A 14829-nucleotide genomic window follows, 5' to 3' on the forward strand; every position below is an offset into this window, starting at 1 on the left:
GATGAGGCGCCTCAGAAGGCCAAAGGCTCGACCTTGCGGATCCGGGCCTGTTCGATCACCGCCTCCAGCAGCGCCGTATTGTGCTCGGGGTCCTCGCCGGGCTTTTCGAACGACACGTAGTTGACCGCGACCGAATTGCCGGCCTCGCTCAGCGTCAGCTGGAAATAGACGGTCACCCCTGGTGGCCTGAGTTCCAGGTCGAGCACGATGCGCGGACTGCCACTCCAGTCGACATGCGCCTCGCCGCCATGGCCGAGCTTGAGCGTGCCCGGCATGAAGAACAGCTCCACCGCTGAATCGACCAGATCCGAAAGGCAGGCGAAATGCTCCAGCCGGATGAAGGCGATGTAGTCGGCGACATCGATCAATCTCAGTTCGCCGACCACCTGCTCGATGGCGCTGGCGACGATGATCTCGCGGGATTTTGCGTGCGGTTGGCGGTTCATGAAATCTGTCTGCGCTCAGCCTTTTTCGAGTAGACGATCCGCACCAGTTCGGCGACGGCCTGGTAGAATTGCGACGGGATCACATTATCGACCGAAACTTGCTTGTACATGGAGCGGGCGAGCGTCACGTCCTCGAAGATCGGAATGTTGTGCTCCTTTGCGATCTCGCGGATTTTCAACGCCACCAGATCCTGCCCCTTGGCCACCACGAGCGGCGCCGAATCCTCGTCGCGCACATATTTCAGCGCGATCGAGAAGTGGGTCGGGTTGGCGATGATCAGCGTCGCGCGCGGCACCGCCGTCATCATCCGCTTGCGGGCGCGGTCGCGTGCCAGCGAGCGCAGCCGCGACTTGACGATCGGGTCGCCCTCGGACTGCTTGAACTCGTCCTTCACCTCCTGCTTGGTCATGCGCAGGTCCTGCTTCCAGTGGAAGCGCGACCAGACGATGTCGATCGCCGCGATCAGCCCCATGACGAAGACGATCGCCACCAATATGTCGACCGCGATGCCGCGGATGACGAGGCCGAAAGCGACCGGATTGGTGATCATCCCGGCAAGCAGCTTGCGGTGATCCTCCGACAGCGTGAAGGTGAGCACGGCAATGGCGAAGCCGACCTTTGCCAGGGATTTCAGGAACTCGACCCAGCCCTGCGCGCCGAACATCCGGTTCCAGCCCTTGGTGATCGAAATGCGCGAAAGCTGTGGCCTGATCCGCTCGCCGACGAATTGCGGCATGTTCTGGAGCACCGAGGCGCCGATGCCGGCGACAGTCAAAAGCACCAGCAGGCTGACGAAGGCGCGGCCCACCTCCAGCATGACGATCTTGTAGAGATCGATGACATCGGTCTCGGTGTTCATCGGCCAGGCCTCGGGCTTCTCGAGGAACATCGACAGGAACATGCCGAGATTGATGACCGCGTCCTTGGCATAGAAGACGGTGAACACCAGTATGGCGACGAAGGAGGCGAGGATCGCGGTTTCCCTCGAATGGGGCAGCTTGCCCTGTTCGATCGTGTCGCGGACTTTCTTTTCCGTCGCCTCTTCGGTTTTCGAGTCCTTGTCGGCGGCGTCGGACATGCCTTAGGCAGCGTTCTGCGTCGCGGGAAGTTCGAATGCGCCCTCGCGCGACAGCCGGATGGTCGTCGTCACGATGGTCTTGCGCGCCGCCAGTATGTCGGCGGCAGGCACACCCTCCGACCCCTGGCCGAGTTCGGCTTCGATCATGCGCCGCGACCGTGCGCCGATCGCCGAGAGCACCGCTTCGGCAAGTGCGGCCGACGTGCCGCGCAATGCCAGCGTGACGAGTTCGGTCGACAGTCCGTCGAACAGGAGCACACGCGCCTTCTGGGTGAGCAGCGGCAAGTCGTCGAAAGCAAAAAGCCTTGCCCGCACACCGTCGAGGTCGGGCGTGCCGGCGGCCTCCAGATCCTGCATGACCTCCTCGAGCAGCGGCTTGTCCAGCTCGTTGAGCACGCTGGCGACACGCGCCTGCCCGGCCGACGTGTCCTTGGTCGAGGTTTCCGCCAGCACGCTCGTGCGCAACCGGTTCTCGACGATCCTGGTGGCGGCGGCCGGAACATTGGCCATCGTCACCATGCGCTTGATGATTTCGCCGCGCATCGGCTTCGTCAGCGTCAAAAGCACGCTCGCCGCCGCCTGCGGCGCCAGCTTCGACAGCACCATGGCCGACGTCTGCGGATGTTCGCCGGCCAGGAAGGTGCCCAGCCGCGAAGGTTCGAGTTTTTCGAGATCGGGCCAGATCGGCGGCGGCCCTTCGGGCGCGGCCTCCGGCTTCTTGTTTCCCATGATGGCGTTCATCTCTTCGGGCGACAGCGATTCGTTGAGGATGGTGTCCATCCTGTCGGCGGAATCGAGCAGGCCGGCACCCTCGGTGAACTCGGCCTCGAACTCGGCGACGATGCGCTCGAGATCGCTTTGCGGAATGGTCCTGAGCAGCCGGGCGCCCTCGATCAGCGCCTTCAGCTCTTCCTGCTTGAAGAATTTCAACAGGCGGCTGGCGGACGGCTTGCCCATCGCCACCAATATGGCGGCCGCCTTCTGCGCGCGCGTCAGGGTCGTCAGCGGCGTCATGCTGCCTCTCGCCTCCGCTGCAACCGGCAAGCCCCACCAGCCATGTCTAGGCGTCCTTCGTGCCGGCGATGATTTCGGTCAGCCTGATGCCGAAACGTGAGGGATCGCTTTCGAGCACCGTGATCTCGCCGCGAGCGATCTTGCGGCCGTTGACGACGACGTCGACCGGTTCGCCGATGCGGCGGTTGAGCGCCACCGTCGAGCCCTTCTGCAGCGCCATCAGATCGGCCACCGCCATCTCGGTGCTGCCGAGGATGATCTGGACATCGACGGGGATGTTCATGATGACGTTCGAATTGGCGCCCGCGGCAGCCCTGAACGCCGCGTCTGGGCGTTGCTCCTCTTCATGCAGGACCCCGCGCAATTCCTCGATGGCGCGGTCGAGTTGCTCGTCCGGCTGGTCGAGTTCTGCTTCCACTTTGGTCTTGGCCATGAATCGTCTCCAAAAGCTCAGGCGCGCCCGGCACCAGCCGGCATGAGCCCATCGATGAAATCCTGCCCGGCATCGAAAGGATGCTTGATTCGGACGGTGTAATTCTGCCCCAGTTTGCCGAAGTCGCATACGAACAGCGTCTGGCCGCGCGCGCTGAGGCGGGCCCGTGATTGCGCCGTTTCGTCGAAGTCGATGACCTGGCCCACTTCGAGATTGGCGAGGGCGCCAAGCGTCAGCCGCGTCAGCGGCATGGTGGCTTCGAGCGCCACTGTCGAGCGCATCACCTCTTCCGAAAAGCGTGCGCGCCAACGGGTGCCATGATCGTCCTCGCCGGCGGTGCCGTCGCGGCCGACCAGGACGACGCGCTGTGGCAGCGTCACCGTGATGGAGCCGCTGTCGACCGGCGTCGAGATGCCAAGGACGATGCGGATGGCGGCACCGTCACGCAGCACATGCCGTTTCGCCTCGGTACCCGACATCGCTCGCGGCACGGGCAGCCGCAGGTCGAGCGAGCGGTGTCCCGATCCGTTGAACGCCTGCGCCACCTCCTGGAACACCATGGTCGAGACATCGGCCTCGATCGGCGACAGGTCGCGCTCGATCGGTGACGCCGGCATATCCGGATCGCCGCCAAACAGCGTCGAGACCATGATCGCGATCGCGGCGGCATCGATGACGAGCGTCATCGCATCCGAGGATGCCGGCGAGCCGACGATTGTCATGGCGAAATTGTCGCCGGCGCGCGAGCGCGCCTCGGGAACGCGGCTGACCTCGACGGCCTTGAGGTCGACGATGACGGGAACGCCGAGCTCGCCCGAAAGGCCCTTCTGCAGCAGCGGCACGGCGCGTTCGGCCATGGCGCGGCCGGCGTCGATGACCTGATCGGCCTCGCCGCTGTCGCCGACCAGGCGCTCGATGATCAGCGAGCGCGCTTGCGCGGGGCTGCCTGGGCTGGTCATGACCGTGTCGGCACCGATCTGTCGTGCATCGCTCAAGCGGCCTTCTTCTCGGCGCTGCCGCTGTTCATCGTGCTCTGCTCGACGGCGTCGATGGTCGGCCGCTCATAGGACGAGATGGTCTTGCGGCCGAATTCGATCGCCACCTGCGGCAGCGCGCCGTTCATGTAGGCGAGCAGCGTCTGCTTGACGATGATGTAGAGGCGGTTCTTCTTCTCGCGCACCGTCTTGATCTTGGTGGCGACAGGCCCGACCACGGCATAGGACAGGAAGATGCCGAGGAAGGTGCCGACAAGCGCCGCGCCGATCAGGCCGCCGAGGATTTCCGGCGACTGGTCGAGTGCGCCCATCGCCTTGACCACGCCGAGCACGGCGGCGACGATGCCCAGCGCCGGCAGGCCGTCGCCGACCGCGACCAGCGCGTGATAGGCCTTCATCTTGTCGGACTTGATGGTCTGGATCTCCTCGTCCATCAGCGCCTCGATCTCGTGCGAGCGGGCATTGCCGATGATGATGATGCGGCAGTAGTCGCAGATGAAATTCATCAGATCGTGGTTCTTGAGCACCGTCGGAAAGGCCTGAAAGATGGCTGATTCTTCCGGATTGTCGATATGCGCCTCGACCTCGCTGCGCGACTTCGAGCGCAATTCGCGCATCAGGCTGTGCAGGACGCCGAGTGTTTCCAGATAATCCTGTTCCTTCGGCACCGCCTGCTTGAAGGCCTCGAGAATGCCCCTGCCGGTATCCTTGACCGTCTTCATCGGGTTGGCGACCAGGAAGGTGCCCAGTGCGGCGCCACAGATGACCACGGCTTCCCACGGCTGGACCAGCACGTGCAGATGCCCGCCCATGGCCATGAAGCCGCCAAGGACGCAGCCGAGCGTCACCACAAGTCCAATCAGAATGCCCACGACAGGTCCTTCCGCATTTCACAACAGACGCAAGGGATAGTCCCCGTGCCTTGTGTGAGGCTTGAATCCGGCTGCCACGGAACCGAATGTTGGGCGATTCAGTTTCGCGCAAGGAAGTGAGGTTATTGTCGCGACATTAGGCTTCGGCCGGAGGCATGACGTTGCTCAATACCTTTACCAGCTATCAGTTGATTACCAAAGACATCAACAAGTCGATCGACCGCATCGAGCAGCAGCCGACGGTCGATCGCGATACCAAATATTACCTTGCCAACATAACCAAGGTGAAATCGATCGACGATTTCGTCAACAATGACCGGCTGTTCAAATATGCCATGAAGGCCTACGGGCTGGAGGACATGGCCTACGCCAAGGCCTTCATGGTCAAGGCGCTCAAGGAAGGCGTCACCAATCCTAGCAGTTTCGCCAACAAGCTGACCGACAAGCGCTATGCCCAGTTCGTCAGCGCCTTCAACTTCGCCGCCAATGGCGCCAACACGACCGTCTACAACAAGGCGCAGCAGCTGGTGACCAGCAACTATGCGCTGCAAGTCCAGATCGGCGCATCGCAATCGGGGTTCTCCTACTACCAGAGCGAAACCGCCTACTACGTCACCAATATTTCCAAGGTGAAGTCGATCGACGATCTGATGGGCGACTCTCGCCTGCTGACATACGCAATGGCGGCATTCGGGCTCGACGCCACGACCGAACCGGCCGCCACCGTCAGGGCGATGCTCGAAGGTGGCGTCAGCGACCCGAACAGTCCCGCCAACAAACTGACCGACAAGAGCTATGCCAACTTCGTCTCGGCATTCAACTTCGTCCAGTATGGGGACCAGACGACCACGCGCACCGATGTCCAGCAGGCGGTTCCGAGCGGATACATGTCCGGAGCCGGACTGACGCTGGTCAAGCCGAGCGCGCAGTACATCAAGGGCGAGGCCGACTACTACGCGGCAAACATCTCCAAGGTGAAGTCGATCGACGACCTCATGGCGGACAAGCGCCTGCTAACCTTCGCCATGGCTTCCTACGGATTGGATGCGTCGACCGAAACGCCCCAGCAGATCCGCACCATGCTCTCGGGCGGCGTCAGCGACCCGAACAGCCCCGCCAACAAGCTGACCGACAAGCGGTACGCCAATTTCGTCACCGCCTTCAACTTTGCCCAGTATGGCGACCAGACGACGTCCCGCGACGCGGTGCAGAAGGACACGCCGAAGATCTACACCACGGAGTCGGCGCTTGGCCTGATCAAGCCGAATGCGGACTACATCAAGTCGGAGACCGCATATTATCTGGCCAACGTCACCAACGTGAAATCCATCGACGACCTGATGGCCGACAGCCGGCTGTACAACTATGCGCTCTCGTCCTTCGGGCTCGATCCGGCCAAGGTGAGCAAGGACCTGATCCGCAGCGTGCTCACCGGTGGTATTCGCGACCCCAACAGCGTCGCCAACAAGATGACCAACAAGGCCTACGCCGCGCTCGCCGGCGCCTTCAACTTCGAACAATATGGCGAAGCCGCCACCACCATCAATCCGGCGCAGCAACCGACCGTCGACAAGTATATGCGTCAGTCGCTTGAAGAGGATGCCGGCAAGAGCAATGAGGGCGTGCGGCTGGCGCTCTATTTCCAGCGCAAGGCGCCCGACATCACCAGCTGGTACGACGTGCTGGCCGATACGGCCCTTGCGAGCGTCGTGCGCACCGCGCTGGGGCTCCCCGATTCCTTCGCCACCGCCGACATCGACAAGCAGGCGCAGCTCTTCGAACAGAAGCTGGACCTCTCGGATTTCACCGACCCCGTGAAGCTCGGCAAGTTCCTGACCCGCTTCACCAGCATGTACGAGATGAACAACCCGACCTCGAGCACCGTGTCGTCGATCAGCGTGCTCTTCGCCAAGCCGGTCACCTCGGGCATTTCCACCGACCTGATGATGGCCATGCAGAAGTTGAAGTTCTGATCATGCAGGATAGTCTCTACGTCGCCCTTTCCGCGCAGATGGCGCTCGAGCGCCGGCTCGACACGATCGCCGACAATGTCGCCAACGCCAACACTATCGGCTTTCGCGCCACCGGCGTGAAATTCGAGGATATGGTGTCTGGCACCGGGCAGAAATCGGTGTCCTTCGCCTCGTCGGGCAAGACCTATCTTTCCGGCGCCCATGGGTCCCTGACCGAGACCGGCAATCCGTTCGATTTCGCCATCCAGGGCGACGCCTGGTTCGCCATCGACACACCGGCCGGCACCGTCATGACGCGCGACGGCCGCTTCTCGATGAACGAGAATGGCGAGCTGATGTCGATCGAAGGCCATCCGGTGCTCGACGCCGGCGGCGCGCCGATCCAGCTCGACCCCCGCAACGGTCCGCCCAAGGCCGGCGCCGATGGCTCGCTGCGTCAGAACGATCAGCTTGTCGGCTCGATCGGCCTCTACAATTTCGACCCGGGCGAGAATTTCGTGCGCTACGGCAATTCCGGCATCGTGCCGGCGCGCACCCCCGAGCCGGTCACCGATCGTTCCGATGTCGGCATCGCCCAGGGTTTCGTCGAGGAATCCAACGTCAATCCGGTGCTGGAGATGACCCGGCTGATCATGGTCCAGCGCGCCTTCGAGAACACCGCGGCACTGATGCGGCAGACGGCGTCCTCCTCCGACGAGGCGATCAAGACGCTCGGCTCGAAGTCGTAGCATGTCATCAGGCCGATCCTCCATCCGTGCACCCGAAAGGCAGCTGCAGCCGGCGCCCGAGGATCGGCTCGCCGCGTTGGAACGGACAATTCGGCGTTTCAGCAACACCGACGGGCTGGTCAAGCGTGGCGGTCTCGTCACCGAAGTCACGTCCACCCACTACAAGGTGCGCGGCCTTTCCGATTTCGCCAGGCTGGGCGACATGGTCGAGCAGCGCGGCCAGTCCGGCGTGCGTCGCGGCGAGATCATCAAGATCAGCCGCGACGAGGTCGTCGTCGCGCCTTTCGAACGCAGCGCCGATGCCGGCATCGGCGACGCCGTGTTCCGCAGGGGTCCGCTCGCGGTGGCGCCGCACGATTCATGGCGCGGCCGCACCGTCGACGCGCTGACCCGGGCAATCGATGGTGGTCCGCCGCTGATCAGGGGTGAAGACCTGTCGGGCAACGCCACGACGCCCGGCGCCATGGCGCGGCAGCGCGTCGGCACCGCCTTCATGACCGGCGTCTGGGTCATCGACATCTTCACGCCGCTGTGCTTCGGCCAGCGCATGGGCGTCTTTGCTGGTTCGGGCGTCGGCAAATCGACGCTGCTCGCCATGCTCGCCGGCGCGGACGCGTTCGACACCGTCGTCGTGGCGCTGATCGGCGAACGCGGCCGCGAGGTCCGCGAATTCCTCGAGGACACGATCGGCGACAGCATGGCCAAGACGGTGGCCGTCGTCGCCACAAGCGACGAGAGCGCCATGATGCGCCGGCGCGCGCCCGATACCGCCATGCGCGTCGCCGAGCACTTTCGCGACCAGGGCCACCGCGTGCTCCTGGTGCTGGACTCGATCACCCGCTTCGCCCATGCCTTGCGCGAGGTGGCGACGGGAACAGGCGAGCCGCCAGTCGCCCGCGGCTATCCCGCCTCGGTTTTCACCGAACTGCCCAAATTGCTCGAGCGCGCCGGACCGGGGGCCGAAGGCAAGGGGTCGATCACCGCCATCATTTCCGTGCTGGTCGACGGCGACGACCACAATGATCCGGTCGCCGATTCCGTGCGCGGCATCCTCGACGGCCATGTCGTGCTCGACCGCGCGATCGCCGAACAGGGCCGCTATCCGCCGGTCAATCCGCTGTCGTCCATATCGCGCTTGGCCGGCAAGGCCTGGAGCGCCGAACAGCGCGCCTTGGTGACGCGGCTGAAATCGATGATCTCCCGCTTCGAGGACACGCGCGACATCCGCCTGCTCGGCGCCTATCAGGGCGGCGCCGACGCCGAGCTCGATATCGCCGTGCGCCAGGTGCCGCTGATCTACGAGGCGCTGACGCAATCGCCCAGGGACCGCCCCTCAGCCGATCCGTTCTCCGATCTCGCCCGCCATCTCAAGGGAAAGCTGAATGCCGAATCAGGAGACTGAACGCCAGTACACCGAGCGCATCCTGAACGAGATGATCGCCGCGGCGAATGCCGCCGAGGAAGCTCGGGCCAAGGAGGAGAAGGTGGCCAAGGCAAAGGCCGCCAGCGCCATCGCTGCCAAGACCGCGGCTGTTCTGGCCAGAGCCGTCAAGCCGGCCCTACCCCGAACCGAACCTGTGGCCCGGGCTGCCGTGCCGGCCATGCCCGTGGTTCCTCGCGTCGAGGCTGCCGAGATGGCCGAGGTCAGCCGCGAATCGCTGATCGACGGCCTGTTCCCCGTCACCGAATGGCCGCAACCGCCAAAGGCGCAATTTCCAAAATTGAGCAAGAAGACGGACCGGCGCAGCGACTTCGTCATCGCCGCGCTCGGCGTCACACTCGGCCTGATCTGCGCGCTGTTCCCCTGGTATATCTTCTTCAACCAGGAGCAGTTCGGCGTTCAGGCGATCAAGTTTGGCGGCACCGGCACCAATTCGGGACGCGCGGGCGGCGGCGTGGTGACCTCGCGCAGCGCGCCGCTGACGGCCAAGGACCTTCCCAACACCAGCATCGACCTGCTCGCCACCGGAACGGTGCAGGATGACGCCACCCCGGCGCAGCCGCCCGGCGACCAGCCCTTCCCGGCCGATGTCGCGAAATTCCGCATGGTCCATGTCGCCAACGGCCGCGCCATGATCGAGGACGATACCGGCCTGTGGATCGTTCAGCGCGGTTCGCTGCTGCCGGACTCCAGCACGGTCTCGTCGATCGAGCAGCGCAACGGCAAATGGGTCATGCTGACCAGCGCCAACCAGGTGATCCAGCTTTCCAGGTAGCCGCTGCCCGCAAGGTCCGCGCAAGACTGGCGGCCTAGTCTTTGGGCACATGCCCGGAGATTCCCATGGAGCCCGTTTCCCTTTTCGATCTCGCCGCCAAGCAAGCGCAGTGGCTTTCCGTGCGCCAGTCGGCGATCGCCGGCAACATCGCCAACGCCAACACGCCCGGCTACACGGCAAACGATGTCGAACCCTTCGAGAAGGTGCTCGACCGCACGGCTGTGTCACTGCAGACCACCGAGGCCGGCCATCTCGGCAGCGCGGCGACCAATGCCGGCTTCACCATCAAGCCGCAGGAAGATGACGGCGTGGTCATGCCGTCCAAGAACACCGTCGTGCTTGAGGATCAGCTTCTCAAGGCCGGCGAGGTGCGCCGCTCCTTCGAGCTCAACACGGCGATCGTCAAGGCTTTCCACTCGATGATGATGATGGCGGTGAAGAGCTGACCATGGACGCGCTCACCGCAGCCCTGAAAGTCGCAGCATCGGGCCTCGGCGCCCAGTCCGAGCGCCTGCGCGTGGTTTCGGAAAACCTCGCCAATGCCCAATCGACCGGCACCACCCCCGGCGCCGACCCCTATCGCCGCAAGACCATAAGCTTCGTCTCCGAGCTCGACCGCGCCTCGGGCAGCTCGACGGTTGAAGTGAACTCGATCGACCGCGATCCGAGTGACTTCCCCATCGAATTCCAGCCCGGCAACGAGGCCGCCGACGAGAAGGGCTACGTCAAGATGCCCAACGTCAACGTGCTGATCGAAATGGCCGACATGACCGAGGCCAATCGCTCCTACGAGGCCAACCTGCAAGTCGTGAAGCAGGCGCGCGACCTCATTTCAATGACCATCGACCTGATGAGGAACCAATGATCGTGAACGGCATCGGCGCGCTTAACCTGAAGCCCGGGCTGGGCGATACGGCGACCGACCTGCTTCAGGGCGGTGTCGGGCCGGCGACATCGGGCAACCTCGGCACCTCCTTCGCCGAAGCGGTGAGCCAGGCAGCCTCCAAGACCGTCAACACGCTGCAGAATGCCGAACAGGTGTCGCTCCAGGCACTCAAGGGCGATGCCGACACCCGCCAGGTCGTCGATGCCGTGATGAGCGCCCAGCAGGCGCTTCAGACCGCCGTCGCCATCCGCGACAAGGTTGTTTCGGCCTATCTCGAAGTCAGTCGAATGGGCATTTGAGGAGTTAGGGCATGAAAGCACTTGCCATCGCCGCCACCGGGATGAATGCCCAGCAGACAAATCTGGAAGTCATCGCCAACAACATCGCCAACATCAACACCACCGGCTACAAGCGGGCGCGTGCCGAATTCTCCGACCTGCTCTACCAGGTCGACCGCACGCAAGGCGTACCCAACCGCTCCAACGCCTCGCTGGTGCCGGAAGGCGTTTCGATCGGTCTCGGCGTCAAGACGACGGCCGTGCGCAACGTGCACACCCAGGGCGAACTGACCAGCACCGGCAACAGTTTCGACATGGCGCTGACCGGCAGGGGCTGGTTCCAGATCGAGGGCGCCGATGGTGGCACGCTCTACACCCGGGCCGGCGCCTTCAACACCAACGCCACCGGCCAGCTGGTGACGGTGGACGGCGCCAACGTCATTCCGGCCATCACCGTGCCGACCGATGCTGTCGAGGTGATCGTCAACAAGACCGGTCAGGTCTTTGCCCGCATCGGCGGCCAGACCAACCTGCAGACTCTCGGCCAGCTCCAGATCGTCAACTTCGCCAACGAGGCCGGGCTGGCACCACTCGGCGACAATCTGTTCCAGGAAACGACGGCCTCTGGCCCGGCCAATGCCGGCGTACCGGGCGATCCCGGCTTCGCCACCATCCAGCAGGGCTATCTCGAGGCCTCCAATGTCGACCCGGTCAAGGAAATCACCGAGCTGATCTCGGCGCAGCGCGCCTATGAGATGAATTCCAAGGTGATCCAGGCCGCCGACGACATGGCCTCGGTCGTCTCCAAGAACATCAGGTAAGGGATGATGGCCATGCCGATCTCCTGCTCCGCATTCCGCCGCACCGCGCTAATCCTTGCGCTGGTGGCCGGCGGCATGCCGGCTTTCGCCCAGGAATCGACAAATCAATCGACAAATCAATCGGCGACGCAGATCGCCAGCAATCAGCCTGCCGGCGAGGTCGTGCTGATCCCCAACCGCGTCATCTATCCCGGCGAGACCATCGAGTTCGCCGCCCTGAAACAGGTGACCCTCATCGCTGGCAAACACAAGCCCGATGCGATGGCGACCCGCGCCGAAGAACTCCAGGGCAAGATCGCCAAGCGCACGCTGCTGCCCGGACGCTACATCCCGACCGCCGCCATCCGCGAAGCCTGGCTGGTCGAACAGGGTGCCGCCGTGCAGGTGTTCTTCATCGCCGGCGGATTGACGATAACAGCCACCGCGGTGACCTTGCAGCCAGGTTCGGCCGGCGACCTCATCAAGGTTCGCAACAGCGACAGCGGCAAGATCCTCTCCGGCACGGTGATGGCCGACGGAACCATCCAGGTCAGCGCTTCATGATGCGCCTGCTTGCCCTTCTGCTCGCGGCCACGCTCGGCCTGCAGCCGGCCCTGGCCGACGGCTTGACACCCAAGGCCAAGCGCGAGCTCGCCGCGAAGAATGGCGGCGTCGACAATGATCCGGAATATGATCCGGCCACCACGACCCGCATGTTCCGCGTTTCGCCCGGACCAAGCTCGCTGCCGCCCGGCCAGGTCGCCTCGCGCATCAAGGATATCGCTCAGCTGCAGAGTTCGCGCGACAATCAGCTGGTCGGCTACGGCCTGGTCATCGGCCTCGCCGGCTCGGGCGATAGCCTGCGCAATTCGCCGTTCACCGAGCAGTCGATCCGCGCCATGCTGGAAAATCTCGGCATCGCCACCGAAGGCGGCAGCGCGCGCGCCAAGAACGTCGCCGCCGTCATCGTCACCGCCAACATGCCACCCTATGTGCAGTCGGGCGCCCGCATCGACATCGACGTCTCCTCGATGGGTGACGCCACCTCGCTTGCCGGCGGCACGCTGATCATGACGCCGCTGAAGGCGGCGGATGGCGAGATCTACGCCGTCGGCCAGGGCGCGGTCATCGTTTCCGGCTTCACCGCCAAGGGCCAGGCCGAGCAATTGACACAAGGCGTGCCGACCGCCGGCCGGGTGCCGAACGGCGCCATCGTCGAGCGTTCGGTGAAGGCCGAATTCGACGACCAGTCGACGCTGACGCTGCAATTGCGCAATCCCGATTTTTCGACCGCCATCCGCATCGCCGACGCGATCAACGACTATACCAGCCAGCGCTTCGGCATGCGCGTGGCGGGCGAGCGCGATTCCCGCACCGTGCAGATCAGGAGGCCAAAGGGCGTTTCGGCCGCGCGCTTCTATGCGGAAATCGAAAACCTGGTGGTCGAATCCGATACGCCGGCCCGCGTCGTCATCGACGAGCGCACCGGCACCATCGTCATCGGCAACGACGTCAAGATCTCGCGTGTCGCCATCAGCCACGGCACGCTGACGGTGCGCATCACCGAAGCGCCCCGCGTCGTGCAGCCCGAACCCTTCTCCAAGGGCGAAACCGCCGTCGAGCCGTTCACCGCCATCGACGCCAGCCGGCCCGATGCCCGCGTCGCGGTGCTCGACGGACCCGACCTGCAAACCCTCGTTTCAGGCCTCAACCGCCTCGGCGTCAAGCCGGACGGCATCATTGCCATCCTGCAAGGCATCAAGTCGGCCGGCGCCCTGCAAGCCGATCTGGTTCTCCAATAGGCGATGCCGATGATCACCTCCCTCCCATCCCCCGAAAGATGTCCCTCCCGCGCAATCCTGTTGGCGGCCGCGGCTCTCGCGGCCATGGCCGTTGCCAGTGGCGGCGCACATGGTGAAGATGCCGTTCGCCAGGTTCTGCCCGGAGCACAGCCGCCGGTGGCGCCCCAGCAATTGGCGCGGGAAAAGGCGCCGGATCAGAGCGAGATCGAGCGCTTCTGCTCCAACATCGCCGACGCCGCCCGCGACCGCCGCTATGCCTTGCAGGCCGAGGAACTGAAGCAGCTGCAGGCCGGCATCGACGAGCGCATGAAAGCGCTGGACGCGAAAAAAGCCGAATACGAGACCTGGCTGAAGCGGCGCGAAGTGTTCCTGGCACGGGCCGAGGACGGCGTCGTCAAGATCTATGCCGGCATGAAGCCCGATGCGGCGGCCGAACGCCTGGCGATCGTCAACGCCGACCTGGCTGCGGCCATCCTGATGAAGCTCGATTCGCGCAAGGCCAGCGTCATTCTCAACGAAATGGACCAGAAGGCGGCGGCAACGCTCACCGGCATCATGGCCAGCGCAGCCCGAAGGGTAGATCCGTCATGATCCGCAGAATGCTCATCCTGTGCGCGGTCGCTGCGCTGTCCGGCTGCGGCACCAACCTCAGGGAAGTCGGCAAGGAGCCGTCGCTGTCGCCGGTCGGCTCAGGCATTGACGGCGGCAACACGTCTTCGCTGTACAAATACCCCGAGCCGCCTCGGGCGCCTGTGAAGAAGTTCTCGCTGTGGGACGATCGCCAGAGCCGCCTCTTCACCGATCCCCGGGCGCTCTCGCAGGGCGACATCCTGACCGTCAGGATCAAGATCAACGACCGCGCCAATTTCAAGAACCAGAACGACAGGAGCCGCACCGCCAACCGCAAGCTCGGCTTCGACCTCAGCGCGCAGTGGGACAAATGGAGCACCGCCGGCAAGGGTGCGGGCGCGCTCAACTCCGCCACGGACACCACGGCCGACGGTGAGATCAAGCGATCGGAAACGCTTGAGCTCAATGTCGCGGCGATCGTCACCGACGTCTTGCCGAACGGCAATCTGATGATCACCGGATCGCAGGAAGTGCGCGTCAACGCCGAGTTGAGGGTGCTGACCATCGCCGGCATTGTGCGGCCCGCCGATATCGGCGCCGAGAACACGATCCCCTACGAACGCATCGCCGAGGCGCGCATTTCTTATGGCGGGCGCGGCCGCATCACCGAGATCCAGCAGCCGGCCTACGGCCAGCAGGTTCTCGACCAGGTTCTTCCGTTCTAGGGATTGGAGAAC

At 64.2% G+C, this 14829-nt stretch carries 18 protein-coding genes; 12 read left to right on the plus strand and 6 right to left on the minus strand.

Annotation, left to right across the window (positions count from 1 at the left end; genetic code table 11):
• Nucleotides 1-11: 11 nt before the first annotated feature.
• The 6 genes from QQK95_RS02755 to motA are packed head-to-tail and all read right to left on the minus strand — an operon-like array spanning nucleotide 12 to nucleotide 4839.
• Nucleotides 12-446 carry a hypothetical protein gene (locus QQK95_RS02755; RefSeq protein ID WP_038649297.1) on the minus strand — a complete coding sequence of 145 codons (435 nt, stop codon included), beginning with the start codon at nucleotides 444-446 and terminating at the stop codon, nucleotides 12-14.
• Nucleotides 443-1525, minus strand: coding sequence for a flagellar biosynthesis protein FlhB (flhB, locus tag QQK95_RS02760; protein WP_284268654.1), 1083 nt, complete (start codon nucleotides 1523-1525; stop codon nucleotides 443-445). The genes QQK95_RS02755 and flhB overlap by 4 nt, the downstream gene beginning before the upstream one ends.
• 3 nt (nucleotides 1526-1528) lie before the next feature.
• Nucleotides 1529-2539 (minus strand): flagellar motor switch protein FliG, encoded by a 1011-nt coding sequence (locus QQK95_RS02765; RefSeq protein WP_284268656.1) that lies wholly within the window; start codon nucleotides 2537-2539, stop codon nucleotides 1529-1531.
• Between the two features lie 46 nt (nucleotides 2540-2585).
• Nucleotides 2586-2972: a flagellar motor switch protein FliN gene (gene fliN / locus QQK95_RS02770; protein ID WP_284268659.1), complete on the minus strand. Its 387-nt coding sequence runs from the start codon at nucleotides 2970-2972 to the stop codon at nucleotides 2586-2588.
• Between the two features lie 17 nt (nucleotides 2973-2989).
• Nucleotides 2990-3931 carry a FliM/FliN family flagellar motor switch protein gene (locus QQK95_RS02775; RefSeq protein ID WP_322419373.1) on the minus strand — a complete coding sequence of 314 codons (942 nt, stop codon included), beginning with the start codon at nucleotides 3929-3931 and terminating at the stop codon, nucleotides 2990-2992.
• A 32-nt stretch (nucleotides 3932-3963) separates the two neighbouring features.
• Nucleotides 3964-4839 (minus strand): flagellar motor stator protein MotA, encoded by an 876-nt coding sequence (gene motA, locus QQK95_RS02780; RefSeq protein ID WP_284268662.1) that lies wholly within the window; start codon nucleotides 4837-4839, stop codon nucleotides 3964-3966.
• Nucleotides 4840-4994: 155 nt separating this feature from the next.
• On the opposite strand from motA, the gene QQK95_RS02785 reads away from it, so the two are divergent.
• From QQK95_RS02785 to flgH, 12 genes are all read left to right on the plus strand, one after another.
• A complete protein-coding gene (locus QQK95_RS02785; RefSeq protein WP_284268664.1) occupies nucleotides 4995-6812 on the plus strand; it encodes a DUF1217 domain-containing protein in 1818 nt (605 codons plus the stop codon).
• Between the two features lie 2 nt (nucleotides 6813-6814).
• Complete coding sequence (gene flgF / locus QQK95_RS02790) at nucleotides 6815-7540, plus strand: flagellar basal-body rod protein FlgF (RefSeq protein WP_284268666.1); 726 nt, start codon at nucleotides 6815-6817, stop codon at nucleotides 7538-7540.
• A 1-nt stretch (nucleotide 7541) separates the two neighbouring features.
• Nucleotides 7542-8942 carry a flagellar protein export ATPase FliI gene (gene fliI, locus QQK95_RS02795; protein ID WP_284268668.1) on the plus strand — a complete coding sequence of 467 codons (1401 nt, stop codon included), beginning with the start codon at nucleotides 7542-7544 and terminating at the stop codon, nucleotides 8940-8942.
• The gene (locus QQK95_RS02800; protein WP_284268670.1) at nucleotides 8923-9756 is read left to right on the plus strand and encodes a hypothetical protein; all 834 of its coding nucleotides are present in this window, start codon (nucleotides 8923-8925) and stop codon (nucleotides 9754-9756) included. Before fliI ends, QQK95_RS02800 begins: the two co-directional genes overlap by 20 nt.
• 65 nt (nucleotides 9757-9821) lie before the next feature.
• Nucleotides 9822-10202, plus strand: a complete 381-nt coding sequence (gene flgB / locus QQK95_RS02805) for a flagellar basal body rod protein FlgB (RefSeq protein ID WP_019860948.1) — start codon at nucleotides 9822-9824, stop codon at nucleotides 10200-10202.
• Between the two features lie 2 nt (nucleotides 10203-10204).
• Nucleotides 10205-10621, plus strand: a complete 417-nt coding sequence (flgC, locus tag QQK95_RS02810; protein WP_027045477.1) for a flagellar basal body rod protein FlgC — start codon at nucleotides 10205-10207, stop codon at nucleotides 10619-10621.
• A complete protein-coding gene (locus QQK95_RS02815; RefSeq protein ID WP_284268680.1) occupies nucleotides 10618-10941 on the plus strand; it encodes a flagellar hook-basal body complex protein FliE in 324 nt (107 codons plus the stop codon). The genes flgC and QQK95_RS02815 overlap by 4 nt, the downstream gene beginning before the upstream one ends.
• Before the next feature lie 11 nt (nucleotides 10942-10952).
• Nucleotides 10953-11741 carry a flagellar basal-body rod protein FlgG gene (gene flgG / locus QQK95_RS02820; protein ID WP_284268682.1) on the plus strand — a complete coding sequence of 263 codons (789 nt, stop codon included), beginning with the start codon at nucleotides 10953-10955 and terminating at the stop codon, nucleotides 11739-11741.
• Between the two features lie 6 nt (nucleotides 11742-11747).
• Nucleotides 11748-12284 (plus strand): flagellar basal body P-ring formation chaperone FlgA, encoded by a 537-nt coding sequence (gene flgA, locus QQK95_RS02825; protein WP_284268684.1) that lies wholly within the window; start codon nucleotides 11748-11750, stop codon nucleotides 12282-12284.
• The gene (locus QQK95_RS02830; RefSeq protein ID WP_407660560.1) at nucleotides 12281-13522 is read left to right on the plus strand and encodes a flagellar basal body P-ring protein FlgI; all 1242 of its coding nucleotides are present in this window, start codon (nucleotides 12281-12283) and stop codon (nucleotides 13520-13522) included. The genes flgA and QQK95_RS02830 overlap by 4 nt, the downstream gene beginning before the upstream one ends.
• A 3-nt stretch (nucleotides 13523-13525) precedes the next feature.
• Nucleotides 13526-14113 (plus strand): MotE family protein, encoded by a 588-nt coding sequence (locus QQK95_RS02835; protein WP_284268686.1) that lies wholly within the window; start codon nucleotides 13526-13528, stop codon nucleotides 14111-14113.
• The gene (gene flgH / locus QQK95_RS02840; RefSeq protein ID WP_284268688.1) at nucleotides 14110-14817 is read left to right on the plus strand and encodes a flagellar basal body L-ring protein FlgH; all 708 of its coding nucleotides are present in this window, start codon (nucleotides 14110-14112) and stop codon (nucleotides 14815-14817) included. Before QQK95_RS02835 ends, flgH begins: the two co-directional genes overlap by 4 nt.
• Nucleotides 14818-14829: the final 12 nt, after the last annotated feature.

Origin of the sequence: Mesorhizobium huakuii (genome assembly GCF_030160235.1) — a bacterium.
GTDB classification, from domain to species: Bacteria; Pseudomonadota; Alphaproteobacteria; order Rhizobiales; family Rhizobiaceae; genus Mesorhizobium; species Mesorhizobium huakuii.